This is a genomic window from Lactobacillus leichmannii (assembly GCF_024701915.1).
Classification (GTDB): domain Bacteria; phylum Bacillota; class Bacilli; order Lactobacillales; family Lactobacillaceae; genus Lactobacillus; species Lactobacillus delbrueckii.
On sequence record NZ_QOCY01000046.1, the window covers coordinates 1 to 25,749 of the forward strand.

Annotated in this window: 23 protein-coding genes, 1 tRNA gene and 1 rRNA gene; 3 read left to right on the top strand and 22 right to left on the bottom strand. The window is 52.6% G+C overall.

Translation table 11 applies throughout. The annotated features are described in order from the left end of the window. Positions 1 to 169 (bottom strand): 16S ribosomal RNA (locus DS743_RS06615); the annotation flags it as partial. Positions 170 to 783: 614 nt separating this feature from the next. Between DS743_RS06615 and adhE the strand changes: the two genes are divergently transcribed. Next, positions 784 to 3,486, top strand: a complete 2,703-nt coding sequence (adhE, locus tag DS743_RS06620) for a bifunctional acetaldehyde-CoA/alcohol dehydrogenase (protein ID WP_072544207.1) — start codon at positions 784 to 786, stop codon at positions 3,484 to 3,486. A gap of 122 nt (positions 3,487 to 3,608) precedes the next feature. On the opposite strand, the gene DS743_RS06625 is transcribed toward adhE, so the two are convergent. Together DS743_RS06625 and DS743_RS06630 are read right to left on the bottom strand one after the other, a co-directional pair. Continuing rightward, on the bottom strand, positions 3,609 to 4,379 hold the full coding sequence (locus tag DS743_RS06625; RefSeq protein WP_035185391.1) for a formate/nitrite transporter family protein: 771 nt from the start codon (positions 4,377 to 4,379) through the stop codon (positions 3,609 to 3,611). A gap of 433 nt (positions 4,380 to 4,812) precedes the next feature. Then, positions 4,813 to 5,034, bottom strand: coding sequence for a hypothetical protein (locus DS743_RS06630; RefSeq protein WP_035182949.1), 222 nt, complete (start codon positions 5,032 to 5,034; stop codon positions 4,813 to 4,815). A 157-nt stretch (positions 5,035 to 5,191) separates the two neighbouring features. On the opposite strand from DS743_RS06630, the gene DS743_RS06635 reads away from it, so the two are divergent. Then, positions 5,192 to 5,812: a DUF3862 domain-containing protein gene (locus DS743_RS06635; protein ID WP_003611793.1), complete on the top strand. Its 621-nt coding sequence runs from the start codon at positions 5,192 to 5,194 to the stop codon at positions 5,810 to 5,812. 110 nt (positions 5,813 to 5,922) lie between these two features. Here the strand turns inward: DS743_RS06635 and DS743_RS06640 are convergent. The 15 genes from DS743_RS06640 to DS743_RS06710 all read right to left on the bottom strand — a co-directional run bounded on the left by DS743_RS06640 (position 5,923) and on the right by DS743_RS06710 (position 18,775). Continuing rightward, positions 5,923 to 6,006: transfer RNA gene (locus DS743_RS06640), tRNA-Leu, on the bottom strand. A gap of 54 nt (positions 6,007 to 6,060) precedes the next feature. Then, the gene (locus tag DS743_RS06645) at positions 6,061 to 6,726 is read right to left on the bottom strand and encodes a biotin--[acetyl-CoA-carboxylase] ligase (RefSeq protein ID WP_035185392.1); all 666 of its coding nucleotides are present in this window, start codon (positions 6,724 to 6,726) and stop codon (positions 6,061 to 6,063) included. Between the two features lie 9 nt (positions 6,727 to 6,735). Then, positions 6,736 to 7,500: an enoyl-ACP reductase FabI gene (gene fabI / locus DS743_RS06650; protein WP_035185499.1), complete on the bottom strand. Its 765-nt coding sequence runs from the start codon at positions 7,498 to 7,500 to the stop codon at positions 6,736 to 6,738. A gap of 9 nt (positions 7,501 to 7,509) precedes the next feature. Beyond that, on the bottom strand, positions 7,510 to 8,277 hold the full coding sequence (accA, locus tag DS743_RS06655; RefSeq protein WP_013439442.1) for an acetyl-CoA carboxylase carboxyltransferase subunit alpha: 768 nt from the start codon (positions 8,275 to 8,277) through the stop codon (positions 7,510 to 7,512). Then, entirely contained in the window at positions 8,270 to 9,118 is an 849-nt protein-coding gene (locus DS743_RS06660) for an acetyl-CoA carboxylase carboxyltransferase subunit beta (protein WP_035185393.1), read from the bottom strand. Before DS743_RS06660 ends, accA begins: the two co-directional genes overlap by 8 nt. Continuing rightward, positions 9,105 to 10,487: an acetyl-CoA carboxylase biotin carboxylase subunit gene (accC, locus tag DS743_RS06665; protein ID WP_072544208.1), complete on the bottom strand. Its 1,383-nt coding sequence runs from the start codon at positions 10,485 to 10,487 to the stop codon at positions 9,105 to 9,107. The genes DS743_RS06660 and accC overlap by 14 nt, the downstream gene beginning before the upstream one ends. Next, positions 10,480 to 10,923: a 3-hydroxyacyl-ACP dehydratase FabZ gene (gene fabZ, locus DS743_RS06670; RefSeq protein ID WP_035185394.1), complete on the bottom strand. Its 444-nt coding sequence runs from the start codon at positions 10,921 to 10,923 to the stop codon at positions 10,480 to 10,482. Before fabZ ends, accC begins: the two co-directional genes overlap by 8 nt. A gap of 1 nt (position 10,924) precedes the next feature. Further along, complete coding sequence (accB, locus tag DS743_RS06675; RefSeq protein ID WP_003611778.1) at positions 10,925 to 11,395, bottom strand: acetyl-CoA carboxylase biotin carboxyl carrier protein; 471 nt, start codon at positions 11,393 to 11,395, stop codon at positions 10,925 to 10,927. A gap of 2 nt (positions 11,396 to 11,397) precedes the next feature. Then, positions 11,398 to 12,618: a beta-ketoacyl-ACP synthase II gene (fabF, locus tag DS743_RS06680; RefSeq protein ID WP_035185395.1), complete on the bottom strand. Its 1,221-nt coding sequence runs from the start codon at positions 12,616 to 12,618 to the stop codon at positions 11,398 to 11,400. A gap of 9 nt (positions 12,619 to 12,627) precedes the next feature. Further along, positions 12,628 to 13,350 carry a 3-oxoacyl-ACP reductase family protein gene (locus tag DS743_RS06685; RefSeq protein ID WP_035185396.1) on the bottom strand — a complete coding sequence of 241 codons (723 nt, stop codon included), beginning with the start codon at positions 13,348 to 13,350 and terminating at the stop codon, positions 12,628 to 12,630. Continuing rightward, complete coding sequence (locus tag DS743_RS06690) at positions 13,334 to 14,278, bottom strand: ACP S-malonyltransferase (RefSeq protein WP_035185398.1); 945 nt, start codon at positions 14,276 to 14,278, stop codon at positions 13,334 to 13,336. Before DS743_RS06690 ends, DS743_RS06685 begins: the two co-directional genes overlap by 17 nt. 12 nt (positions 14,279 to 14,290) lie before the next feature. Then, on the bottom strand, positions 14,291 to 14,536 hold the full coding sequence (locus DS743_RS06695; RefSeq protein ID WP_002877474.1) for an acyl carrier protein: 246 nt from the start codon (positions 14,534 to 14,536) through the stop codon (positions 14,291 to 14,293). A gap of 72 nt (positions 14,537 to 14,608) precedes the next feature. Continuing rightward, positions 14,609 to 15,568: a beta-ketoacyl-ACP synthase III gene (locus DS743_RS06700; protein ID WP_035185400.1), complete on the bottom strand. Its 960-nt coding sequence runs from the start codon at positions 15,566 to 15,568 to the stop codon at positions 14,609 to 14,611. A 282-nt stretch (positions 15,569 to 15,850) separates the two neighbouring features. Then, positions 15,851 to 16,924, bottom strand: coding sequence for an AI-2E family transporter (locus DS743_RS06705; protein WP_035185403.1), 1,074 nt, complete (start codon positions 16,922 to 16,924; stop codon positions 15,851 to 15,853). Positions 16,925 to 16,999: 75 nt separating this feature from the next. Then, positions 17,000 to 18,775: a DUF2207 domain-containing protein gene (locus DS743_RS06710; RefSeq protein ID WP_035185405.1), complete on the bottom strand. Its 1,776-nt coding sequence runs from the start codon at positions 18,773 to 18,775 to the stop codon at positions 17,000 to 17,002. A gap of 233 nt (positions 18,776 to 19,008) precedes the next feature. Between DS743_RS06710 and DS743_RS06715 the strand changes: the two genes are divergently transcribed. Continuing rightward, positions 19,009 to 19,275 (top strand): hypothetical protein, encoded by a 267-nt coding sequence (locus tag DS743_RS06715; RefSeq protein WP_231128319.1) that lies wholly within the window; start codon positions 19,009 to 19,011, stop codon positions 19,273 to 19,275. 208 nt (positions 19,276 to 19,483) lie between these two features. On the opposite strand, the gene aspS is transcribed toward DS743_RS06715, so the two are convergent. The 4 genes from aspS to DS743_RS06735 form a co-directional block, all read right to left on the bottom strand. Further along, entirely contained in the window at positions 19,484 to 21,328 is a 1,845-nt protein-coding gene (aspS, locus tag DS743_RS06720; RefSeq protein WP_003619909.1) for an aspartate--tRNA ligase, read from the bottom strand. Positions 21,329 to 21,343: 15 nt separating this feature from the next. Beyond that, positions 21,344 to 22,630, bottom strand: a complete 1,287-nt coding sequence (hisS, locus tag DS743_RS06725) for a histidine--tRNA ligase (RefSeq protein ID WP_141372442.1) — start codon at positions 22,628 to 22,630, stop codon at positions 21,344 to 21,346. Positions 22,631 to 22,914: 284 nt separating this feature from the next. Beyond that, positions 22,915 to 23,352 carry a D-aminoacyl-tRNA deacylase gene (gene dtd / locus DS743_RS06730; RefSeq protein WP_003613864.1) on the bottom strand — a complete coding sequence of 146 codons (438 nt, stop codon included), beginning with the start codon at positions 23,350 to 23,352 and terminating at the stop codon, positions 22,915 to 22,917. Between the two features lie 28 nt (positions 23,353 to 23,380). Continuing rightward, entirely contained in the window at positions 23,381 to 25,642 is a 2,262-nt protein-coding gene (locus DS743_RS06735; RefSeq protein ID WP_035185409.1) for a RelA/SpoT family protein, read from the bottom strand. Positions 25,643 to 25,749: the final 107 nt, after the last annotated feature.

Genomic DNA, 25,749 nt, shown 5'->3' on the forward strand with positions numbered 1-25,749 from the left:
CAAGTGGTATCCCAGTCTTTAGGGCAGATTGCCCACGTGTTACTCACCCATCCGCCGCTAGCATCCAACAAATCATCCCGAAGGAATCTTTGAATTCAGCTCGCTCGACTTGCATGTATTAGGCACGCCGCCAGCGTTCGTCCTGAGCCAGGATCAAACTCTCAATTTGAAAATTGAGCCTTTTTAATCTGCTCCAGATTATTTGCTTGCGAATTGACTTCGCTTATTTGTTTGGATCAAACATTGTTTGACCCGCACACTGCGAAACTTTGTTCAGTTTTCAAAGTACCAACTTGCGTCAAGTGACGCAACGTTTTATATCTTACTCGCTTGTTTGATTCTTGTCAACAAGTTTTTGATATTTATTTTTGTCTTCACTTGTCTTTCGTTAAGAAAGCGCTTTGTGTCTTGTTTGAAGACATTTACTACTTTACCTCCATTTTTCGTTTTCGTCAATCTTTATTTTCAATTTTCTTCTAATTTTTCTTAGCTTTCATTTGCTAGCTTTTTACAATTCATCCCTGCTCCGTTTTTCGCCACTCCCCTTTCCTAGGTCTAGCCCAGCTTGTAAGAAGTAAAATCGTTCACTATTTTTGCTTCTTTCTGCGCTTTCATCATTCTACTCCAGCACAATTGTAAGCATTTACACGCTTCAGATTCATTGAAACTTATGGCCTTTTTCGGCTTGACAAAGAAAACAAAGGGACTATCATGTTAGGTGAAAAGGTTCACAATAAATACTTAGACCTGACAAAAAATGTAGTAATTTTTAGGAGAGAAAAAATGGTTGATGTAAAGAAAACACAGACCACTGTTACTGCTGCCAAGGAATTGTCAGCTGATGAAAAGATGGAAGAAGCCAAGCGCTATACAGGTGAATTAGTTAACAAAGCCTTGGTCGCTGAAGAAGCCTACGCGACCTACAGCCAGGAACAAGTTGACAAGATTGTCGCTGCCATGGCTTTGGCCGGCAGTGAGGCCTCCCTCGCGCTTGCTCATGAGGCAGTAGACGAAACTGGCCGCGGCGTGGTAGAAGACAAGGATACCAAGAACCGCTTCGCTACCGAAAATGTCTACAACTCAATTAAGCACGAAAAGACTGTTGGCATTATCGAAAGAAACCAGGTTGAAGGCTATATCAAAGTTGCTGCTCCTCTTGGCGTTTTAGCCGGGATCGTGCCAACCACCAACCCGACCTCAACAACCATGTTCAAGATCCTGGTAGCTTTGAAGACCAGAAACGCCATCATCTTCTCCTTCCACCCGAAGGCCCAGAAGTGTTCAATCCATGCTGCCCAGATCTTGTATGACGCTGCTTTAAAGGCCGGTGCCCCAAAGAACATCATTCAATGGATCGACAAGGCCAGCCTGGAAAACACCACCGCCTTGATCCGCAACCCAAAGATCGCTTCTATTTTGGCAACTGGTGGTCCCGGCATGGTGCACGCCGCGCTGCAGTCTGGCAACCCGTCAATGGGGGTCGGGGCCGGAAACGGTGCTGTTTATATCGATCACACCGCCTTTTTGGACCGGGCTGTTGAAGATATCCTTTTGTCCAAGCGCTTTGACAACAGCATGGTTTGCGCGACTGAAAACTCAGCCGTAGTTGAAGCACCGATCTACGACAAGTGGCTGCAAATGATGCAGGACAAGGGTGCCTACCTGGTTCCAAAGAAAGACTACCAAAAGCTGGCCGACTTCGTCTTCAATGACAAGCATGGGGTCAATGGACCAGTAGCCGGGATGAGCGCCCGCTGGATTTGTGAACACGCCGGCGTTACCCTGCCTGAAGGCAAGGATGTCCTCCTCTTTGAACTAGATCCAAAGAATATTGGCGAAAAGCTGTCATCCGAAAAACTCTCCCCGCTTCTGTCAGTTTACAAGGCCAAGGACCGGGAAGACGGGATCAGAATCGTCAAAGCCCTGCTTGACTACCAAGGTGCTGGCCACAATGCTGCCATCCAAATCGGCTCCCAAAACGATCCGTTCATCGATGAATACGGCAAGGCTGTCCAAGCTTCCAGAGTCCTGGTTAACCAGCCGGACGCTTTGGGCGGGATCGGCGATATCTACAGTGATGGCCTGCGGCCAAGCTTGACTTTGGGGACTGGTTCATGGGGGAAGAACTCCCTGTCTCACAACCTGTCGACCAGCGACCTCTTGAACATCAAGACCATTGCCAAGCGGCGGAACCGGCCGCAATGGATCCGCCTGCCGGAGAAGATTTTTTACGAAAAAGACTCCATTACCTATCTTTCAGATGAAAATGAGCAGGAAATCAGCCGGGCCTTTATCGTCGCTGACCCGGGCATGGTCAAGTTCCACTTCGTTGACAAGGTCTATGAACAGCTGGCTTTAAGAGACAAGCAGGTCGACACGGCCATCTACAGTGAAGTCTTGCCTGACCCGCCGCTGAGCCAAGCGATCAAGATTGCCAAGCAGATGAAGAAGTTTGCACCAGATACCATTATCGCCATCGGCGGCGGCAGCGCCCTGGACGTCTCCAAGATCGCCCGCTACATCTACGAATACAGCCTGGACCAGGAAGATGGCTGGCTGGACAACTACGACAATGTGAGCGAGCTCTTCAAGGAACTGCAGCAGAAGTTTGTCGATATCAGAAAGCGGATCGTCAAATTCAAGCATGAGACCCGGACCAGTCTGGTCTGCATCCCTACCACGTCAGGGACTGGGTCAGAAGTCACCCCTTACGCCGTCATCACCGATGACAAGCAGCATGTCAAGTACCCGTTGACTGACTACGAACTGACTCCGCAAGTCGCAATCGTTGACCCGGCCTTCGTCATGACCGTGCCAAAGCATACCGTGGCCTTCTCCGGCTTCGACTGCCTCTCCCACTCTTTGGAAAGCTACGTCTCTGTTGCAGCCAGTGACTTCACCCGGCCATGGTCACTCAAGGCCATCCAGCTGATCATGAATAACCTGGAAGCTTCTTACAAGTACGACCCGCAGCACCCGACTTATGAAGGAGAAAAAGCCCGGGAAAACATGCACTACGCGGCAACCTTGGCCGGGATGGCTTTTGCCAACGCCTTCTTGGGCCTCAACCACTCCATTGCCCACAAGCTGGGCGGGGCCTTCGGCTTCCCGCACGGCCTCTGCATTTCAATTGCCATGCTGCCGGTCATCAAGTTCAACGGTGCCAGTGGCAATGTCAAGCGGACGCCTTACCCAAGATATGAAGTTTACCGGGCCCAAAAAGACTATGCTGATATCGCCCGCAGCTTAGGCCTGCCAGGCAAGAGTGACGCGGAACTGGTTGATTCTCTTTGCAAGCGGATCCGGGAACTGATGAAGGCCTGCGATATTGAACCCTCCCTTTCAGCCAACGGGGTCAGCAAGGAAGCCTTTGACGCCGCCTTGCCAGCCATGATCGACCGGGTCTACGATGACCAGTGCACGGTGCAAAACCCGCGCCAGCCAAGCATGGCTGAAATCAAGCAGCTCTTGCTCAGCATGTATTAAAAATACCTTCCCTGGATTTTTCCTAAAATTTTAGTCATCTGTAATCCACCAATAAAGCAAAACAAGTCCTGTTTGAGTTTATCAAGCAGGACTTGTTTTTTGTGAAAGGAGTTTTCAGTTAATTATTGCTTGTCCTTGGCAGCCAGCCAGTATGGCAAGGCTACAAAGACAATACCGCCGGCCATGTTGCCCAGGGTTACCCAGAGCAGGTTGTAGAACATGCCGCCGGCTGAAGCGGCGCCTGCCCCTTGCACTGGATTCAGCAAGGCAACGATGAAGGTCGTCATGTTGGCCACGCTGTGCTCAAAGCCAGTTGAGAAGAAGGCCAAAAGGCACCAGAAGATCATGATCAGCTTAGCTGAGTCGCTCTTGGTCTGGAAGCCTGACCAAACAGCCAGGCAGACCAAGATGTTACAGAGAATGCCCCGCAAGAAAAGCTGGCCAGCTGGCGCGGCGATCTTAGCAGCTGCCGCCTTGGTGAAGACAGTTGCCGTAACCGGCAGATCCAGGCCGGACTTGACAAACATCCAAGCCAAGATTCCAGCCCCCAGCAAGTTGCCCAGCCAGCAAACCAGCCAGAGAAGACCCGCTTGGCCCAGCTTGACCTTCTTTTCCAAAAGGCCCGCACTCATCACGAAGTTGTTGCCAGTAAAAAGTTCAGCTCCGGGAATGACCACTAGGCTCAAGGCGACCCCGAAGATCATCCCCTTGATCAAGTTGGCGACCGGGTTAGTTCCTAATTGTCCCCCAACCGTGAAGGCCAGCAAGATCCCGAAACCGATGTACATCCCTGCCAAAATGGAAAGCACGACATAGCCGGCTGGATTAGTCTTCAGCAGGTTAAATTTCTTTTGCGCCGCGCTAGCAGCCGCGGCAAATGATTCCTTATACATTATGTTACCTCTTATTCTTTTGCATGAAAGTACCTAATTCCTGTAAATTATTATATGCTTTTCTCCGGACTATGTAAACGCTTTTATTTATATAAATCAAATATTTTCCCAGTCAAAAATATTATCAGTAGGAATATAAGCAAAACGAAGTACCAAAAAAAGCTCAAACCCAGCAGTCATGCGGGATTGAGCTTGTTACAGATTATTAATGAACCAGTCAATGACCTTGTTCCAAAAATGCTTCCAGTGGTATGAGACCAGTTCCCAGCCGGGCTGGTGATGACAAGGTCTTTGAAGGCTCCGTCATAAACGTCGTCAGCGATATTGCGCTGGCTTCGCCAAAGCCGCCGAAAGCACTCTCCAGGGCCACCCCGCCGGCTGCTTGTTCCTTGATCTGCCGCTGGCAGAGCTTTTGGCCTTGATCAGGGCCTTTTTAGGGGCAATTGCCGTCAAGCCGGCTCCCTTCTGTTACCAAGATGCCGCTTCCGATCAGCTGCTGGCGGCTTTTCACCAGGTCTTTGATCAGCACGTCGTTTTCCCGGGCCCGGGCGGCTGGCAGGGCGAAAGATGCAGAAAGGCCAGCTTTTTTGAGGTAGCCCAGGATCTTTTCATTGCTTTCCTGGCTGTCGGTTAAACCAGCGAAGATTAAAGCCACTGACCTTTGCTTAGCCTCCTTTTGGCTGGTCAGGTATTTATTTCCTTCGAGTTATCAAAAAGGTCTTTTAAGAATTACTTGCCGGCGTGGACAAGACCGCTCTTAAAGCCTAAAATAAAAGGGATGAAAATTCTAGAACGAAAAAATGGAGGATGTCATGAAAAAGAAAGTTCTCTTGATTGCTTTTGCGGCCCTGGCTCTGACTGCCTGCTCCAGCAAAAAGGCCACGACTGACAGCGAAAGCGACAAGAAGGCCGCGAGCTCAATTTCCAGCTCCAATGTCGTCAAGCAGACCAGCAACAAGATCAATCTCACTAATTACAAGAAGATCAAGGTCGTTGAAAAGACCGGATCTACTCCCAGCCAGGTAACTGATCTCCTGGGCCGGGAAGCTGACGCCAAGAGCAAGGCCAAAACCAGCAAGCTCAAAGCCACCATCTACACTTGGGAAGGGGTCCAAAACGGCAGTGCCGGCGCCAACCTGGCCGTTGAATTCGCCAACGGGGTGGCTATTGCCAAGCAGATTTCCGGCCTAGTCGTCAACCGGTCCAAGCAAATTACACCCAAAGACTACAAGTCCCTCAAAAAGGGGATGACCCAAGAGGAAGTCGAAGCCATTGTCGGCAAGCCCAACGGCTACTCAGAATCTGACTATTCCAATTCTGACGTGGCCCTCTGGCTCTACACCAGCGGCCTGAAGAGCGACGGCCAGGCCAACTTCTACGTTACCTTCCAGAAGAACAAGCTGGTCGCCAAAAAAGCCCAGAACTTTAACTAAAGCAAAAGAGCTCCCGGATTCCGGGAGCTCTTTTTTGACCTGAAAAATAAGCTGGAGATAGAAAATAAAAAATAAAACAAAAAAGCAAGCATTTCTGCTTGCTCGCGTCATGCCCACTAAAGGAGTCGAACCTTCACTCTGTTGCCAGAACAGCGACCTGAACGCTGCGCGTCTGCCAATTCCGCCAAGTGGGCTTTCCGATGACAGTATTTATAATAGCAAAAGTTTTCGGAAAAGGGAAGGGCTTTTTACAAAAAACTTGTCTTAATTACTTCCCCGCTGGACCAGGCACTGATCTTCCCGCCTTTTTCCAGCAAAAGCCGGCCCTGGTCATCAAAGCCGGCGCAAGTGCCGGAGATGTTCCGCCCAGCAATTTTCAAAGTAACCCTCCTGCCAGTCAAGATGCTCAATTCCCGGTAGCGGGGCAGGCAATCCTGCCAGCTGGCAGCCCGGCAGATCACACAGGCCAAATCATCTGCCAAAAGCGGATCAAAATCCCCCGCTTCCAGCAAGCGGGTAGCTTGGGGCAGGCTGGCCGGAAGTTCCGCGCCTAAGTTGAGGCCCAGGCCAACTACTATCCCGCCTGCCACCTGCTCGGTCAAGATGCCGGCAACTTTTTTCCCTTGATAAAAAAGATCATTGGCCCACTTGAGGCCAATCTCTAAGCCGTACCTGGCCCGCAGGAAGTCAGCTACCGCTGTCCCAACTGCCAAGGTCAGCAAGGGATTCTCTTGCTTTTCCAGGCAAACTGACAGGTAAAGGCCATTTTTCGGTGAATAAAAGGCCCGCCCCTGCTTGCCGTAGCCCTGCGTCTGCTCTAAAGCACTAACGGCAAAAGGCGGTTTTTTCTTTTCCAGCAGCTTTTTAGCCAGATCTTGCGTTGAAGGCAGGACCAGGTAGCAGTAAATCTCCATCGCGGCCTCCTAGGAGAGGTGAACGCCCTTGTCAACGTAGATGATGTCGCCAGTCAGGCCGGTTGACAGGTCACTGAGCAGGAAGGCGCAGCAGTTACCCAGTTCTTCCAGGCTGACATTGACCCCATCAACCGTCAAGGACCGGGACTGCTCCAAGAGATCCTTGTGTCCGCCAATCCCCGTCACGGCCAAAGTCTTCATGGCCCCGGCAGAAATCGCGTTGACCCGGCTGCCAGTCTTGCCCAGGTCCCGGGCCAGGTAGCGGACAGAACTTTCCAAAGCCGCCTTGGCAATCCCCATCGTGTTGTAATTGCTGATGGCTCTTTCCGACCCGATGAAGGTCAAGGTAACGATTGAGGCCTTAGGGGCCAAAAGTTCCTTTTCCTGGGCAGCCTTAGCCACGGCGATCAAGGAGTAGCTGGAAATATTTTGGGCAGTCAAGTAGCCTTCCCGGCTGGAATTGAGGATGGACCCTTCCAGTTCATTTTTCGGGGCAAAAGCTACCGCGTGAACCAGGCCGTCGATCTGGCCGAACTTTTCCTTCACTTGGTCAAAAGCCGCGTCAATGCTCTCATCGCTGGCCACATCACATTCAACCATTTCTTCTTCCGCCAGGCCCAGCTTGAGCAGGCTCTTTTCCAAGCGGTCATTTTGGTAACTGTAGACCACTTCCCCGCCCTGGGCCTTGATTTGCTCAGCGCAGCCCCAGGCAATGGACCGCTTGTTGGCCACGCCCATTACCAAAAACTTTTTTCCAGCTAAAATTCCTGCCATCTTCTTCACCTAAAACTTTCTGAAACGTTCATAGCGCCGGTTAAGCAGACTGCTGACCGGCAGCTTTTGCAATTTTGCTAATTCTTCTTCCAAGACCCGGGCAATTTCCCGGCACTGGGCAGACTTGCTGCCTTCTTGCTTGATCACGCCTTCGATCACCTGCCCCTTGAGCAGGGATTCCGGCGTCAAGCCCAAAAGCTCTGCTGCTTCAGCCGCCCGGCTAGCGTCCTTCCACAGGATGGAGGCAAAACCTTCCGGAGACAGGACTGAATACATGGAATTTTCCATCATCCAAAGCTCATCCCCGCAAGCCAAAGCCAGGGCCCCGCCAGAGCCACCTTCACCGAAAATCACGCTGATAATTGGCGTTTGGGCCTGGCCAATATCCGTCAAGCACTGGGCAATCGCCTGCCCCTGGCCGGCATATTCGGCCTCTTTACCGGGAAAGGCCCCGGCCGTATCAATAAAAAGGAGAACCGGCCGCTTAAAGCGGGCCGCATCTTTGACCAAGCGGGCCGCCTTCCGGTAGCCGGCTGGTTCCGGCTGGCCAAAGTGCTTGGCCAGGCGCTCTTCCAGCTTATGTCCCCGGCTGGTGGTGATCACGGTCACTGGCTGACCGGCAAACAGGCCGATCCCCCCAACGATGGCCGGGTCATCTGCCCCCTGCCGGTCCCCATGCAGCTCCACAAAGTCGCTGAACAAGTGCGCCCGCAGATAGTGAGCCGACAATTTATCACTGGCCCGGGCGGCCCGGACCGTTTCCATAGCATCAGTCATCCTGCATCCCTCCGTACTTTAACAGCCAGGCCAGGGTCTCTTTTTCCTCCTGCCGCAAAACGATCCGGTCGATAAAGCCGTGCTTTAAGACCGTTTCTGCCCGCTGGGCATCTTTTGGCAGCTGCTCATGGATGGTCTGCTCAATCACCCGGCGGCCGGCAAAGGCCACCATGGCGTGAGCTTCAGCCAGAGTAATGTCACCTTCACTGGCAAAGCTGGCCGTCACCCCGCCGGTAGTTGGGTCGGTCAAAATAACCAGGTATAAGAGACCGGCTGCCTTATGCCGGTTAACCGCGTTGACCACTTTAGCCATCTGCATCAAAGAGTAGATCCCTTCCTGCATCCGGGCCCCGCCGCTGGCTGTAAAGACCACGACCGGCAGCCGTTTTTCAGTAGCTGCCTCAATGAGCCGGGTCAGCTTTTCCCCGGTCATCTGGCCTAAAGAACCCATGATAAAAAAGGGATCCATGATGGCCAGGGCTGTCTCCTGCCCGCCAATTTTGGCCAGGCCGGTCCAAACCGCTTCATTTAAGCCAGTCTTTTTCTTTCCAGCGGCAACTTTCACCTCATAATTGGGAAAATGGAGGGGGTCACTGGGCTGAATATCCTTAAACCACTCCTCGCTTTCCTCGCAGAGCCAGGCCAGGCGTTCCCTGGCGGTCAAGCGGAAGCCGTAATCGCAGTCCGGGCAGGTCTTGTACTTGTCCAGGCGGCTGGCGAAAAATTCCAGCCCGCAATTCGGGCACCGCTGCATCAAACCGCTCGGCACCAGGTCTTCCGCCCTTTTATTAGCCTTAACATGCCGCTCAGAGATCGTGTTTCTTTTTTTAAACAGCCTCATGCTTGTCTACCTGCTCCTTCCAGCGGGGCAAAAATTCCCTCTCTAAATAAGTATTGGTGAAAGTCCCCTGCTTAAATTCCGAATCAGCCAAAATGGCCAGGTGAAAGTCCTGGTTGGTCTTGACCCCCCGGATCACCAGCTCCTTTAAAAGCCGCTGCATCCGCGCAACTGCTTCTTGCCGGCTGCTGCCCAAGGCGATGATTTTAGCCAGCATGGAATCGTAAAATGGCGAAACCACCATGCCCTGGTAAAGGGCGGAATCAATCCGCATGCCCGGGTTGCCGACTGGCAAAAAGAGGTAGTCGACCTGGCCGGTTGACGGCATGAAGTCCCGGCTGGAATCTTCAGCGTTGATCCGGCATTCGATAGCATTGCCTTTAAAGCCTAAGTCTGTCTGCTTAAAAGGCAGCTTTTCCCCGGCCGCGACCAGGATCTGGGCCTTAACCAGGTCAACGCCGGTAACCATTTCCGTTACCGTGTGTTCTACCTGCAGGCGGGTGTTCATTTCCATAAAGTAGAAATTATGGTCCTGATCCATCAAAAATTCAATCGTCCCCGTATTCAGATAATCAGCTGCTTCGGCGGCCCGGACAGCAATCTGGCCCAGTTTTTCCCGCTCGCTTTCACTGATCAGTTCACAAGGGCTCTCTTCGATCACCTTTTGCTTGCGCCGCTGCAGGCTGCAGTCTCTTTCCGGGAAGTAGACGCAGCTGCCAAAGCTGTCCCGGATAACCTGGACTTCAATGTGCTTGACATTGGTCAAGACCTTTTCCAGATACATCTGGTCATTGCCAAAATCCAGCCGGGCTTCATTTTGGGCCAGGCTGAAAGCGTCAGCCATTTCACCAGGCTCTTTAACCTGCCGGATCCCCTTGCCGCCCCCGCCGGCCGCGGCCTTCAATAAGACCGGGTAGCCGACTTCAGCAGCAACCTTTTTAGCTTCTTCCGGTGACTTGATAAAGTCCCGGCTGCCCGGGGTAACCGGCACCTTGTGCTTGATCATCAGCTGGCGGGCGTGTTCCTTATTGCCCATCTGGTCGATAGTTTCCGCCTTTGGCCCGATAAAGGTCAAACCGCAGGCCGCGCAAAGACTGGCAAATTCCGCGCTTTCTGACAAAAAGCCATAGCCCGGGTGGATGGCCTGGGCCCCGGTCCCGGTGGCCGCTGAGATGATATTTTTAATGTTCAAGTAGGAGTCGCTAGGGCGGCTAGCGCCCACGCAGACCGCTTCATCGGCCAGCTGGACATGCAGGCTGTCCCGGTCAGCTACTGAGTAGATAGCGACGGACTTGATGCCCATTTCCTTAAGGGTCCGGATGATCCGGACCGCGGCTTCGCCCCGGTTGGCAACTAAAACTTTGTCAAACATTTTTCTCACCTGAAATCATGAAGGTCAATTCCGCCGTGCAGGCCTTCTTCCCGTCGACCCAGGCAATTCCCTGCCCCAGGCCGATATGGCCCTTGACCTTTTCCAAAGTCACTTCCAGCTTGACCTGGTCGCCGGGCTTGACCATCTGGCGGAACTTAGCGTTTTTGATACCGCCAAAATAGGCCGTCTGCCCCTTGAAGCGGTCGGCGCTTAACAGGGCCACGGCCCCGGTTTGGGCCAGGGATTCCACGAGCAAGACCCCGGGCAGGACAGGATTTCCCGGGAAATGTCCCTGGAAAACCGCCTCATTATTGGTCACGTTGCGGATGGCCACGGCGCTTTCGCCGGGAACCAGGTCGATGACCTTGTCAATCAAAAGCATGGGATAGCGGTGGGGGATAATTTCTTGTATTTGGCTGGAATCCAATACAGTCATGCTAGGCCTCCTCAATCAAAAAGAGCGTTTGCTCACATTCAACCAGGTCTTCGTTTTCCACGCAGACCTCCTTGACGGTGCCGGAAACATCACTCTTGATCTCCGTCATCATCTTCATGGCTTCCACGATGCAGACGGTCTGCCCGGCCTTGACCTGGTCGCCGGCCTTCACAAAAGCTGGCTTGTCCGCGGCCGGCTGCAGGTAGATCGTCCCAACCAGGGGCGACTTGATGGCATGACCGGATGCAGCTTTTTCTGCTTGAACAACCGGCGCGGCTTCAGCTGCTTCTTTTGGCAAAAGCGGACTTTCAGCTTTTTGGGCTGGCAAAACCGGGCCTGCTTCTGCCTCTGTCTTTTGCGTGTATTCGTTCTTGCTCAGAAAAAGCTCTGAACCGTCCAAATTCAGCTTCATTTCCCGGATGCTGGACTTTTCAAACTTGTCCAGCAGTCTTTCAACATCTGTTATTTCCAAAATCAGGCCCACTTTCTAAAAGCTAACACGGCATTGTGGCCGCCAAAGCCGAAGGAATTACTCAAAGCATAGTCAACTTCTTGTTCCTGGTTACCAGCCTTTACCAATTTGACCGGGCATTCCGGATCCTGGGCAAAGCAGCCGACATTGGCCGGCAAGATGCCTTTTTCCAGGCTGGCGCAGGTAATGACGGCTTCAACCGCTCCGGCGGCCCCTAAGAGGTGGCCGGTCATCCCCTTGGTTGAGGAAACCAGGACCTGGTCGCCAAAGACTTCCTTAATTGCCTTGGCTTCCCCGCTGTCATTGGCCTTAGTCGCCGTCCCATGGGCATTGATATAGCCGACTTGGTCCGGCTTGATGCCAGCTTCTTCAACCGCCAGCCGCATGGCTCTGGCTGCTCCTTCACCTTTAGGATCAGGACTGGTGATATGGTAGGCATCGCTGGTTGCCCCGTAGCCGACTACTTCAGCCAGAATCTTAGCCCCCCGCTTTTGGGCATGGTCCAAGCTTTCCAGGATCAAGGCCCCAGCCCCTTCGCCTAAGACGAAGCCGTGCCGGTTTTGGTCAAAGGGCAAAGACGCCTTGAGGGGGTCAGTGCTGGTTGACAGGGCGGTCAAGGCCGCGAAACCGGAAATAGCCGTTTCATTGACGCTGGCTTCGCTGGCCCCGGTAATCATGACCTCAGCCCGACCTTCCTTGATCTGCCGGTAGGCTTCCCCGATGGAGTTGGTCCCGCTGGCGCAGGCGGTAACAATGGAGGTAGAAATATTTTTAGCATTAAAGCGGATGGAAATATTGCCCGCCGCCATGTTGGCAATGGCCATCGGGATAAAGAAAGGTGAAATCCGCTTTGGCCCCTTGTCATGCATCTTGATGACCTGCTCTTCAATCGTGGTCAGGCCCCCGATCCCGGAGCCGAAAATCACGCCCAGCTCTTCCGCCTTCACTATTTCCGGAGTCAAGCCAGCCATCTCGTAGGCTTCCTGGCAGGCCTGGATGGCGTATTGGGAATACAGATCCATCCGCTTGCCGTTTTTCTTGCCGACAACCTGACTGACGTCAAAATCATCGATTTCCCCGGCCACGCTGATGCCGGTCTCACTGGCATCAAACTTCTTGATCGGCTTGATGCCGACCACGCCATTTAAAGTATTTTCAACAAAAGCCTGGCAGCCATTGCCGTTCGGACTGACTGCCCCCATGCCTGTAACTACTACTCGCATATCTTCTCCTTAAATGGTCATTCCCCCGTCAACAACCAGGGTCTGGCCGGTAACATAGTCGTTTTCCGCCAAAAAGACTGCCGCCTGGGCAACTTCTTCTGCCTTGCCAAAGCGGGCCAAAGGAATTTGGCTAAGTGCCTGCTCTTTGACCTCATCTGGCAGGACAGCAGTCATTTGGCTGGCAATCATCCCCGGCGCGATCGCGTTCACGCGAACGCCGCGTCCGGCAGCTTCCTTAGCAGCGGTCTGGGTCAAGGCGATTACGCCGGCCTTTGAAGCCGCGTAGTTTGCCTGGCCGGCGTTGCCGTGCTGGCCGACGATGCTGGCCATATTGATGATGGCTCCGGACCGCTTTTTCAGCATTTTCTTCAAGGCCTTCTGGGTCAGCATAAAGCTTGACCACAAGTTGACCTTGATCACCTGGTCAAAGTCAGCCAGCTTCATCCCGATCATAATCTGGTCTTTGGTAATGCCGGCATTGTTGACCAGGATGTCAATCTCGCCAATTTCTTTAAAAAGCTGCTTGACCGCGCCTTCGTCGCTGACGTCAGCGGAAAAATACTGGTAGTCTGCCCCAATTTCTTCCAGCTGGTCAGCGATTTCCTCCGGCAATTCCGGCCGCCGGCCATTTAAGAGCACCCGGCAGCCCTTTTGCGCAAAAGCCAAGGCAGTTGCTGCCCCGATTCCTTGCGTTGACCCGGTCACCAGGACCCGCTTATTTTGTAAATCCATTCTGCTCCTCCTCTACAAACTGCTGGTATTCAGTCAGACTCCCGACCTGCCAGGTCTTTAGGTTCTTGTCCGCCTGCTTGGCAAAAGCTGACAGGGCGTGGCCTGGGCCGATTTCCAGGCTGGCCGTCATGCCTAAGTCCAGCAGGCCTTTGACGCAAGCGTCAAAGTGAGTTGGCACCATCAGCTGAACTTCCAGGATTTTGGCCAGATCTTTTTCGGCAAAAGGCTGGCAAGTGCTATTGCTGATGACTGGGTAAGTTCCCGCATTGAAAACTTCACCCTTCAGCCGCTGGCCCATTTTCCGGCTGGCTGCCTGGTAAAGAGGAGTGTGGAAAGCTCCGGCAACATCCAAGGGAATTGCTCTTTTGGCCAGCTTGCGGTCAGCAATTTCTTGGCCCAGTTCTGGCAAAAGCTGCTTTTCTCCGGCAAGAACAACCTGCTTAGGTGAATTGTAGTTGCCCAGGTAGACTGCTTGGCCAGCTGCCTGCTTTGCTCGCAAAAAGTCTTCCAAGCCCGGAAGATCCGGCTTGGTCAGGGCCAGCATCCCGCTGGCCGTCTTTTCTGAATCAAGCTGCATGTATTCACCCCGGTCGGCGACCAGGGCCAGGCCGGCTGGCCAGGTTAAACAGCCGCTGGCTAAAAGAGCCCCGTATTCGCCTAAGGAGAGGCCGGCCAGACCACATACTGGCAGGTCAGTGTCCCGGACCAGCATTTGCCAGATCCCGTATTCAAAGGCCACCAAAGCCGGCTGCACATACCTGGTTTCATCCAGCTGGCCGCGGTCGTTTTTCCAGATTTCCGGCAAGTCTAAGCCGCATGCCTGGCTGGCCTGGTCAATTGTTTCCTTAAACAAGGGATCACTTAGAAAATCCAAGCCCATCCCGGCCTGCTGGGCCCCTTGGCCGGCAAAGAGAATTCCGAATTTCATGGTCTGGTCCTGTTAGTCCTTTTCAGCTAGCTGCTTTTGCACCAAAGCTACCACGTCGGCAACCGTCTTGGTGTTTTCATCAGCGTCCAGTTCGATGTCATATTCGTCTTCCAATTCGTTGACGATTTCAAACAAGTCCAGGCTGTCCGCTTCCAAGTCATCCTTGATGTTGGCTTCCATGGTCACTTGATCTTCTTCAACGTCCAGTTCTTCAACGGCGATCTTCTTTACAGTTGCGAAAATTTCTGCTTCTGACATGTGTCTGCTCCTTTTTAAAAAATAAAAACTAAAAGTAAAATCAAATCTAACTTATCTAAAACGCCAATATTCTTATAGTCTGACCAGCTGGGCGGCCGCGGTTAAGCCCCCGCCAAAGCCGGCCAACACAACCAGGTCGCCCGCCTGCGCCTTCCCCTCTTCTGCCAGCCCGGCCAAGAGAATGGCTTCACTGGCGGCTGAGGTATTGCCGTATTCGGCAATATTGCAGGGGAACTTTTCCTCTGGCAGATCCAGCCTCCTGGCTACCTGCTTGATGATCCGGTAGTTGGCCTGATGCAAAAGGAAAAGGTCGACTTCCGCTAAACCCACGCCTGCTTCTTCTAAACAAGCGGTGATTACTTCGGGCACCTTGTGGGTGGCAAATTTGTAAACCTCCCGCCCGTTCATCTTGAAGGGGGCCAGGCCCGTTACCGGACCGGGAAAGGGCTGCGGGCTGGTCTGGCCAGCTGACAGGAATTTGGCCAAGTGGCCGTAACTTTTCAGCTGGCTGGCCAAGAAATGCGGCTCAAGCGCGTCATTTTTGATCAAGACCCCGCCGGCGCCATCCCCGAAGAGGACAGCCGTCGTTCTATCCTGCCAGTCAACCAGCTTGGACAGGGTTTCTGCCCCGATTACCAGGGCCATCCCGCCCGGCCGCCGCAGCATTTTTTCCGCCACGTCTAAAGCATAGACGAAACCAGAACAGGCCGCTGACAGGTCAAAGCAGGCCGCGTTTTCCGCCCCAACCGCTGCTTGAACCAGGGCCGCCGTGGCCGGGGTGTAGGCGTCTGGCGACATGGTCGCGACAATGATCAGGTCAACCCCTGCCGGATCCTCGCCAGCCAGGAGCTGCTTGGCCACCTGGATGGCCAGGTCCGAGGTGTTTTCCTGTTGACTGATCCGCCGGCTGGAAATCCCGGTCCGGGTCTTGATCCACTCGTCACTGGTCTCCATGATCTGGCTCAAGTCGTCATTACTGACCGCGAATTCGGGCAGGTAACGGCTGCTTTTTGCAATTCTGGCGTAAGTCAAGGCAATCCTCTTTTCTGTTCAAAACTATAATTTTATCGACATGTACAAAGTATAGTCCTCGCCTAAAAAAAGTCAATACTATTCACGTATTGTATAGTCTACAAAACCCTTATAAGGCTAGTATTCATAAGGGCTTTTAGATAGCAAAAAACTTTTATTTTTTTGCATCCCTGGCCCATGTATAGCTTTTTCTTTTTTGCTTTTTTGCTGGCAAAAAGAAAAGACCCGGAGGCATTTGCTCCGAGTCTGTCGACTAAGTTATTATTTTAAAAAAATCTTATGCTATTTTTCCAGCCGCTTGTGCTCTATCCGCTTCCTGGCCTCCTGCAGCTTCTCCTGCTTACTGTTGATGTTTTTGACCCCCAGGATATCCAAAAAGAAAGTAAAGATCGGGACACTGACGATCAAGCCCCAGGTGCCGAAGAAGTGCTCGCCAAAGAGCAGGACAACGAAGGTGTAGAAGATCGGCAATTCCGTCTTGCTGGACATGAATTTCGGATTCAAGATATAGGTTTCCAGGGTGTGCAGGACAGCGATCATGATCAAAATGTAGATCACGTCCTGGATCCCGCCGACCGTATAAGCCACCAGAGACAGAGGGATCAGGGAAATGATCACCCCAGCCACCGGGACCAGGCTGCAGATGAAGACCATGAGGCCCAGGGCAAAAATCTGCGGCATCTTCATGATGGCCAGGCAGACAATAGTCAAAGCCGTGTTGCAGATGGCAATCAAGAACTGGGCTTCCAGCACCACCCCGAAGGTATTGGTAAACTTGCGGCCAAAGTAGGCAATGTCTTCAAAAAGCCAGCCAAAGAGGTCGGACTTCAAAAAAGACTGGCTGAAGGTCTGCATTTCTTTTAACTCAATCGTGTAAAAGAAGCTCAAGACCAGGGCCATGACAAAGGACATGGTGACTGACCCGAAGCCCTTCAAGGCCGCCGTCAGCGCCGTTAAGCTGTTCTTGACCTGGCTGGAAATCGTTTTTTCAGAGACATACTTGTGTAGCTGGGTCATCAGCCAGCCCACGTCATTGGTCTGGTAATAGTTGATCACCGACTTGGTCATCTTGGTCACCTGCTTGACCAAAACCGGGACATAGTAGCGCAGGCCAAAGTAAAGCAGGACGACAATCAAGAGATAGGTCAAAGCGACAATCAATTTGTCAGAAACATGCTTGAATTTCCCCTGGACGAACCTGACCAGGTGAACGATCAAGTAGGTAAAGATAAAGGAGAGCAGGATCGTGTTCATCATCGCCCGCACATAGTACAGGGCCAGAATGATCATGACCAGGACCGTTGTCCGCCGCAAGTGAATGTTGTTTTTAAATCTGTTCCATAACCTGGCTTCCATAGTGCCTTCCCCAACTAATTAATTTCCGGAAAAATTATTTTGTTTATTGTAAACTTTTTCACCAGAAAAAACAAATCAGAAGGCACCGCCGCCGCTGCCGCCCCCAAAACCGCCGCTGGAGGCGCTGGAGGCCGAGAAGTTGCCGCCTGAGCCAGCTGAAGACGAAATCGCCTCATCAAAGCTGGAGGCAAAGGCCCCGTAGCTGGCACCGGCATAGTAGTAGGTCCAGTAAGGGTCGGCCGCGATCTCTTCCGGGAATTCCAGCTTCAGCTGCTTGAGGACCTTCTTGGCCAGGCCAAAAGCAATGGCATAAGGCATGACCTGCTCCCACAGGGTCAGTTCCCCGATGTCGCGCAGCTTGAACTGGCCAATGTCATCCAGCATGGCTTCAAAGCCTAAAGCCTGTTCAGTTGCCCTTGCCCCCTTTTCCGTCAAGTCGGAGAAGTGGTGCAGGCGCAGGCGGGCTAGACCAAAGGTAGCCAGCACCCAGAGGATGGCGGGCAGGAGCCAGAAGGTGTATTTGTCATAAAGGAAGAAACAGACGACGATGGCTGCCACTGAGACAAACATCAAGCCCAGAGTATAGAGGGATAATAGCTCCTCCCGGTCCTGCAATTTCTGGTCAATGTAGCCCTCCTTGATTAGGGCCTTTTGGCTGGCCTCCTGCCAGTTCTTGTAACTGGAAGTAATCTCCTGGCTGCCGCTATATTGCTTTAAGTCCTTGTTGCTGAAACTTTGCCCGTTGCCGACCTTTTTGAAAAGCCTATTTAAAAGCGGCAGGTCGCCCTTGTACTTGCTGGTCTTGGCATAAGTGAAGTTCTTTCCCTTCTTGCCTGCCTTAATGGTAATTTCACCCCGGCCGGCCCGGAGGGCGATTTCTCCGGCCAAAGCCTTGCCATCCGGGTCTTTCTTGGTCACCAGGATCTGGGCCGTGGTCGGGCTGAAGGCGGGAATTTCAAAATTGTGGCCAATTTCTTTCTTGGCCTTGACCGGGCTGCCCGACTTTCTGCTCTTGATAAAGACCGGCAGATAAAGGAGCGGTGATAAAGCAAAAAGAGCCAGGCCGATCAATTCATAAACGTTGTGGCGGGCCTTTTTTGCGGCAGTTTCCTTAGCCAGCGCTTTTTCCTGGTCCACGACTTTAGCCGCGATTTCTCCGGAATGCTGCTTTTTATTCTGGCTGACTAAACTGTTTGGAAAAAGCAGGTGCAGCTCCAGAAAAGTCGCCTCCGGCAAAGTGGCTACTTCCGCTTTAACCAGGCCCTTTTCCTTGTCAACGGTCAAATGGCCGTTAGCATTGACATGGGCCCACCCTTTCAAGAAGGACAGCTTTTTATCCTGGAAGCGGACAGTCGCCGTGACATTGGAAATCTCTTTATCCCAGCCGTCCCCAACAATCTTGAAGTTCAGTTCAGAAGCGTCCTCGTAGCTGTCAACTGCTCCAGAAATCTTGTAGCGGTAAACCACCTGGACCTTTCCATCGTCAACATGGTGGTAAACCTTGAACTTATAGGAATTGCCGTCTTTATTGAAGTGGTAGACATTGCCGCTGTCCGCCTGGTTGTTCAAGGCCGGCTTGACCGTCTTTCCGCTGGCCAGGTCCTTGACCTCGACGCTCTGCCCGCTGACCTTCTGTCCGCTGGCTAAGTTCTGGGTGTAATAAACCCCGTTAGCTGAATCGTCAAAGTCATAGACGATCTTCCGGATCATTGACAAGGACCCGTCAGAATTAACAATTGCCGTGACATCCATCTTGGTCAGGTCATAATCGGCAAAAACTTTTTCCGGTAAAAAAGCAGCCGAAAAGCTGGCCAAAAATAAAGCCAGGACCCAAAGATACTTCCGTTTCATCTTTTTCTCCCTTTCATTTTTCTATTGTTCAGATAAGCTAGGCTGACTGACGCAATTTGAGAATATTTTTTCTTAAAATCATTATAATTCAAGCGGTAATTGCTTGGCAACGCGGAAAACATCAGCATTTATTGATAGAAAATAAGCCTTTCTTATGCTTATAGCCGCCAGGCGTGGTATACAGTATTTACTAACCTGGTCTAATCGACCAAATTGTGTTGGGAGGAAATACAATGCGCAAACCAATGCTGGCCGGCATCCTTGCCGCTGAACTCGCTTTAGTCGGGGCAGCTGTCTTTTATCACCAAAGCCAGGCTGACAAGAGCAGTCAGTCCGCTGGCAGCAGCAAGACCTACAAGGTCTACAGCAAGGCGGAAAAAGCCAAGGCCGACAAGGAAGACGAAAAGTCTGAATCATCAAGCAAGGCTAAAAGCAAGAGCAAGAAGAGCAAACTCAACTTACAGCTACTCCAGCCCAAGCAGCTCCAAGAGCTCCACTAAGTCATCTACTTCAACTGGCTCTTCCAGCTATATGCCTAAGAAGAGCAGCACGACCACCAGCAAGTCTACGGCTGACGATGATGTCAACACGACTGAAGACCTGCCAGAAGAAACTATCGATAATTCAGATAATTAAAAGTTGGCAAAGAAAAATAGTTCAAGATCTTTTTCGGATCTTGAACTATTTTTTTGCGCTTTTTCAGCTTTTTTATTCTTCGTGGGACTTAACGTCTTCAGCTGCTTCAGCTTCCAAGGAAGCTTCGTACTTTTCAACGCCTTCCTTGGCTGCTTCAGCTACTTCGATGCCCAGGTCGGTCAATTGCTGGTCAGCAACTGGAGCCGGGGCGTGCATCATTGGTTCGCTGGCGCTAGCGTTCTTCGGGAAGGCAATGACGTCACGAATGTTGTCCTTGCCAGCCAAAAGCATGGCAAAGCGGTCCAAGCCGATAGCCAGGCCGGCGTGCGGCGGGAAGCCCATGTCCAGAGCGTCCATCAAGAAGCCGAATTGTTCGTAGGCCCGTTCTTTGGTGAAGCCCAGGGCCTTGAACATCTTTTCCTGGATGTCCCGCTTGTGGATCCGGATGGAGCCGCCGCCCAGTTCGTAGCCGTTCAAAACGATGTCGTAGCTGCGGGCGTGAGCCTTGTGCGGATCAGTTTCCAGGAGTTCAATCCCCTTGTCGTCTGGCATGGTGAATGGGTGGTGGGCAGCAATCCAGCGCTCGTCGCCTTCGTCGTATTCAAAGAGCGGCCAGTCAACAACCCAGAGGTACTTGTAAGTGTCCTTTGGAATGATGCCAGTTTCCTTGGCAGTTTGCCGGCGCAGGTAGTCCAGGGAGTCACAGCAGACCTTCCATTGGTCAGCGATGAAGAGAAGGAGTTCCCCGCCTTCCAGGCTGAATTCCTGAACCAGGCCGGCCTTTTCTTCCTCGCTCAAGAAGCGGGAAACAGGACCGGAGAAGTCGCCGTCTTCATACTTAACCCAGGCCAGGCCCTTGGCGTGGTAACGCTTGATGTAGTCCTGCATGGCTTCGATCTTCTTGCGGGAGTAGAACTTAGCCCCGCCCTTAACTGCGATCCCGCGGACAAAGCCGCCGTTTTCCAGGGCAGAAGCGAAGACCTTGAAGCCAGACTTGGCAAAAACATTGCCCAAGTCGTGGATCAGCATTTCGTAACGGGTGTCCGGCTTGTCGCAGCCGTACTTGTCCATGGATTCCTGCCAAGTGATCCGCGGCAGCGGCAACTGTAGGTCGATCCCCTTAACATCCTTCATAACCTTAGCCAGGAGGCCTTCAGTTACTTCCTGGACGCCTTCTTCATCCATGAAGGAAGTTTCCAGGTCGATCTGGGTGAATTCCGGCTGCCGGTCCCCACGCAAGTCTTCGTCTCTGAAGCAGCGGGCGATCTGGTAGTACTTGTCAAAGCCGGCCCCCATCAAGAGCTGCTTGAAGATTTGCGGTGACTGCGGCAAGGCGTAGAAGGAGCCTGGGTAAACCCGGGAAGGAACCAGGTAGTCCCGGGCACCTTCCGGCGTTGACTTGCCTAGGTCCGGGGTTTCAATGTTAATGAAACCTTCCCCTGACAGGTAGGCATTGGTAGCGGTCATGATCTGGGCCCGCATGATCAAGGCGTTTTGCAGGGTTGGCCGGCGCAAGTCCAGGTAGCGGTACTTCAGCCGTGTCTGTTCGCTGGCAACCAGGTCATCCTTGATTTCAAATGGCGGAGTCTTAGCCTTGTTCAAAACAGTGATTTCGCTGGCAATGACTTCTACGTCCCCGGTCTTCATGTCCGGGTTCTTGCTGGAACGTTCGTTAACGTGCCCCTTGACTTCGACCACGTATTCCTGGCCCAGAGAAGAAGCGACATCCATCAGTTCCTGACCGGAATCATGGTTGACCACGACTTGAACGATCCCTTCCCGGTCGCGCAGGTCGATAAAGATCAGCTGGCCCAGGTTCCGGACTCTTTGCACCCAGCCGTAAAGAAGGACGTCTTGGTCCAGGTACTGGCTGGTAATGTTGCCACAATAATCAGTTCTTTTTTCCATTTGCATCATTTTGCTAAAAATCTCCTATTTTTCGATCTTGGAAAGCAGGTTGGCCTTGTCTTCCAAGTCAGTAAATTCCAGGCTGAACTGCTTCCCATCGCTCAAGCGCTTGACGGTTAATTTCCCTTCAGCCAGTTCCTTGGCCCCCAGGGTCACGACATAGCGGGCCCCGACCCGGTCAGCCTTTCTGAACTGGGCCTTGAGCTTCTTCTGGTCAACGTCGTATTGGGCGCTGAAGCCAAGAGAGCGGAGCTGGCGGGCAACTTCCACGGCCTTAATGTCCGCGCCTTCACCAATATTGGTGATGAAGAAGTCGATCCCTTGATCTTCAAACATTTCCGGATTCTGCTTGGAGAGAACCAGCATCAGTCTTTCTTCCCCGATCCCAAAGCCGACGGCTGGGGTTTCCGGGCCGGAGAATTCTTCAACCAGGTGGTTGTAGCGGCCACCGCCCAGGACAGTTGACGGGCTGGCCCAAAGAGTCGGGTCGTCAACCATGAATTCAAAGATCACGCCGGTGTAGTAGTCCAGGCCCCGGACCAGGTCGTCGTCGATGACGTACTTAACGCCCAACTTGTCCAGGCTGGCCAGGATCTTGTTGAAGTTTTCCTTTGATTCCTCGTCCAGGTAGTCCCTGATTTTCGGGGCTTCCGGCAAAAACTGCTGGTCTTCTTCGGCCTTGGAGTCCAGGATCCGGAGGGGGTTCTTGCCCAGCCGTCTTTGAGAATCTTCTGAGAGCTGGTCCTTAACCGGAGTAAAGTAGTCTACCAGGGCATCGTGGTAGGCCTGGCGGACTTCGCTGTCACCCAAAGTGTTGATGTGCAGTTCGTAGTTCTTGACCCCCAGTTCCGCCAGGAGGTCGTGGCCTAGCAGGATAGTTTCAACATCAGCCAGGTAGCCGTCTGAACCAAAGCTTTCCACCCCGATCTGGTGGAATTCTCTTTGCCGGCCGGCTTGCGGACGTTCATATCGGTACATTGCGGCAATGTAGTAGACATTGAAGGGCTTGACATAGTCTGGCCCGTAGATCTTGTTTTCCACATAGGCCCGCACTACCCCAGCCGTGCCTTCTGGCCGGAGGGCGATGTGGCGGCCTCCCTTGTCTTCAAAATCGTACATTTCCTTTTCAACCACGTCACTGGTTTCACCAGATGACCGGGAAAAGAGTTCGTAATTTTCAAAACTTGGCGTTCTGATTTCATGGTAGTTGGCCCGCTTGAAGAGGTCACGGGCGGTTTGTTCCACCTTTTCCCACTGGCCGGACGTTTCCGGGAGAATGTCGACTGTACCTTTTGGTCTTTGAACTCTCATAATTTCACCTTTGTTTCCTTGTTTTGACTAAGACAATAAAAAGCACCCTTGAATTTAATCAAGGGCGCTTGAAAATAGCGCGGTACCACCTTTTGCTTGCTGTCATTAACGCTGACGAAACGAACCATTATCTGCTAAAGGGTCACAGCTAGCAGCCATCTGCTCTTTCACCAAACGGGCAGTCTCTAAAAAGGCCGGGCTATCTTCATTCTTTGTCATTGATAATTCTCATTAAATTAAGTTTATCCTGTTTTGCCCTCCTAATCAAGGGCTGAGGGGAAAAATTACAGGTCTAAGACAATGGTAAAAGGACCATCGTTTTCCAGTTCGACCTTCATGTCTGCCCCGAATTCACCAGTTTCCACGGTCAGGCCCCGCTTAACCAGCTCCTGGTTAAATTCTTCCCAGAGCTGGCTGGACTTAGGCGGCCGCATGGCGTGGACAAAACTTGGCCGGTTTCCCTTCTTGGTATCAGCCAGGAGGGTAAACTGGCTGACGGACAGGATCTGGCCGCCGACATCCTTGATACCCAGGTTGGTCTTGCCTGCTTCATCTTCAAAGATCCGCATCTTGGCGATCTTGTCAGCGGCCTTAACCACCTGTTCTTCCCCATCGCCTTCAGCAAGGCCGACTAATAAGAGCAGGCCCTTTTGGATCTGGCCGACGGTTTCGCCGTCGATTCTGACGGCGGCATGGTTGACTCTTTGAATTACTACACGCATTTTTTCTAAAAATCTCCCTGCTTCCAGCTTAGTTGTCCGTTCGCTTGGTGTCATAAACGTCTGGAATATCCCGCAGCTTGGCCATGATGTCATTCAGCTGGGCGGCATTCCTGACTTCGACAGTGATGTAGAAGTGGGCAATGTTTTCTTCGTTGACGCTGGCTGAAACATTGGTAATGTTCTTGGTCAAGGCATTCAAGCGGTTGATGACATCGCCCAGCAGCTTCTGCCGGTTGTAGCCAAAGAGCTCGAAGTTGGCGTTGAAGCTGGCCTGCTTGCCTTCGTCAATGTTATTCCATTCAACATCGATCATCCGCCCTTGGGCAGCCGGGTCCGCGCTGACCACGTTCCGGCAGTCAGCCCGGTGGACAGTGACCCCCCGGCCCTTGGTCACGTAGCCGACGATCGGGTCGCCTGGAACCGGGTTGCAGCACTTGGCAAAGTGCATGTCCAAATCTTCCAGCCCCTGGACTCTGACCAAGCTGTCCGGCTTTTTGCCCTTGGTCTTGGACTTGGCATCGTCTTTTTGCGAAGCGGGCTTTTTAACCACGCTGGAAGCTGCTGCCTGCTGGCCGGCGGACATGATCTGGGCTTCAAACTGCTTCTGCTTTTCTTCTTCCTGCTGCCGGCGCAGGTCGGCCGTCAAACGGTTGTAGATGGATACGGCAGACATGTTGCCAAAGCCAATAGCAGCGTACATGTCTTCGTCGGTCTTGAAGCTGAAGTGGCCCAGGACTTCGTCGATGTGGCTCTTGTCCAAAAAGTCCTTGGCGCTTAAGCCATTTTCCTTGAGCAGGTCAACCAGTTCACTCTTGCCCCGGGCCAAGCTCTCTTCTCGGTCAACATCTCTGAAGTAGCGGCGGATCTTGTTCTTAGCCCGGGAGGTCTTGACCATTTCCGCCCAGTCTCTTGACGGCCGGGCATTGCTTTGGGTCAAGATGTCGACCACATCCCCGTTCTTCAGCTTGTAGTCCAAAGGAACCAGCTTGTCGTTGACCTTGGCCCCGATGCCGTGGTCACCGACTTGGGTGTGGATGGCGTAGGCAAAGTCCAAGGTGACTGATCCTTTAGGCAGTTCGTAGACTTCCCCTTTTGGCGTAAAGACATAGACCTTGTCGGCAAAAATATCCGAATGAACGGCTTCCATGAACTCGTCAGCGTTGTTGGAATCCTTCCGCAACTCCAGGATTTCCCGGCCGATATCCAGGGCCCCGCCGTCTTTTTCATCAACGCCTTGGAAGTTGCCCCGCTTGTAGGCCCAGTGGGCTGCCACACCGTACTCAGCAACCTTGTGCATTTCTTCAGTTCTGATCTGGATTTCCAAAGGCTTGCCGCCAGGGCCGATGATGGTCGTGTGCAGGGACTGGTAGCCGTTGGCCTTAGGCATGGCAATGTAGTCCTTAAAGCGGCCAGGCATCGGCTTCCACTTGGTGTGAACCGCCCCTAAAACGGCGTAGCAGTCCTTGACCGTTGGCACGATCACCCGGACAGCCAGCAAGTCATATATTTCGTTGAAGTCCTTGTGCTTGTTGACCATCTTCTTATAGATGGAATAGATGTGCTTTGGCCGGCCGCTGATGTCGTACTTGATCCCTAAAGAATCCAGGGTCTCCCGCAAGTAGTCGATGGCGTCCTTGATGTAGTCTTCCCGCTCACTGCGCTTGGCGTCCATCATGGAGACAATCTTGTAGTACGCTTCCGGGTTCATGTAGTGGAAGGACATGTCTTCCAGTTCCCACTTGATGGTCCCGATCCCCAGCCGGTCAGCCAATGGTGCATAGATGTCCAGGGTTTCAGCGGCAATGCGGCGCTGCTTGTCCGGGCGCAAATGCTCCAGGGTATGCATGTTGTGCAGGCGGTCAGCCAGCTTGACCAGGATGACCCGGAGGTCTTTCGCCATGGCGATCAGCATCTTGCGGTGGTTTTCCGCCAGGAATTCCTTGTGGGACTTGTATTCGTACTTGTTCAGCTTGGTGACCCCGTCAACGATGAAGGCCACGTCGGCGCCGAACTTTTCCTTAATGTCGTCGTTGGTGACCGAAGTGTCTTCAACCGTGTCATGCAAAAAGCCGGCAGCCACCGTGTCCGGGTCCAGGCCTAAATTGGCCAGGGTCCCTGCTACCTGGGTCGGGTGGACGATGTAAGGCTGGCCAGAGGCTCTGGTTTGTCCCTCATGGGCCCGGGCCGCGAATTGATAGGCACTTTCGACAAAGGCCAATTGGTCGGCCGTCATGTATTTCTTGCAGGCGGCCATGACCTGCTCGTGAGTCATTTCAATATACTTTGACATCTAGATCACCAGTTTCTAACATTTAACTAATCAGTACCTGTTATTTTAGCGCAAAAAGTTCCTTAAAAACAAGCCTGAATGCTTGACCGGGCTTACTTATTAAAAAA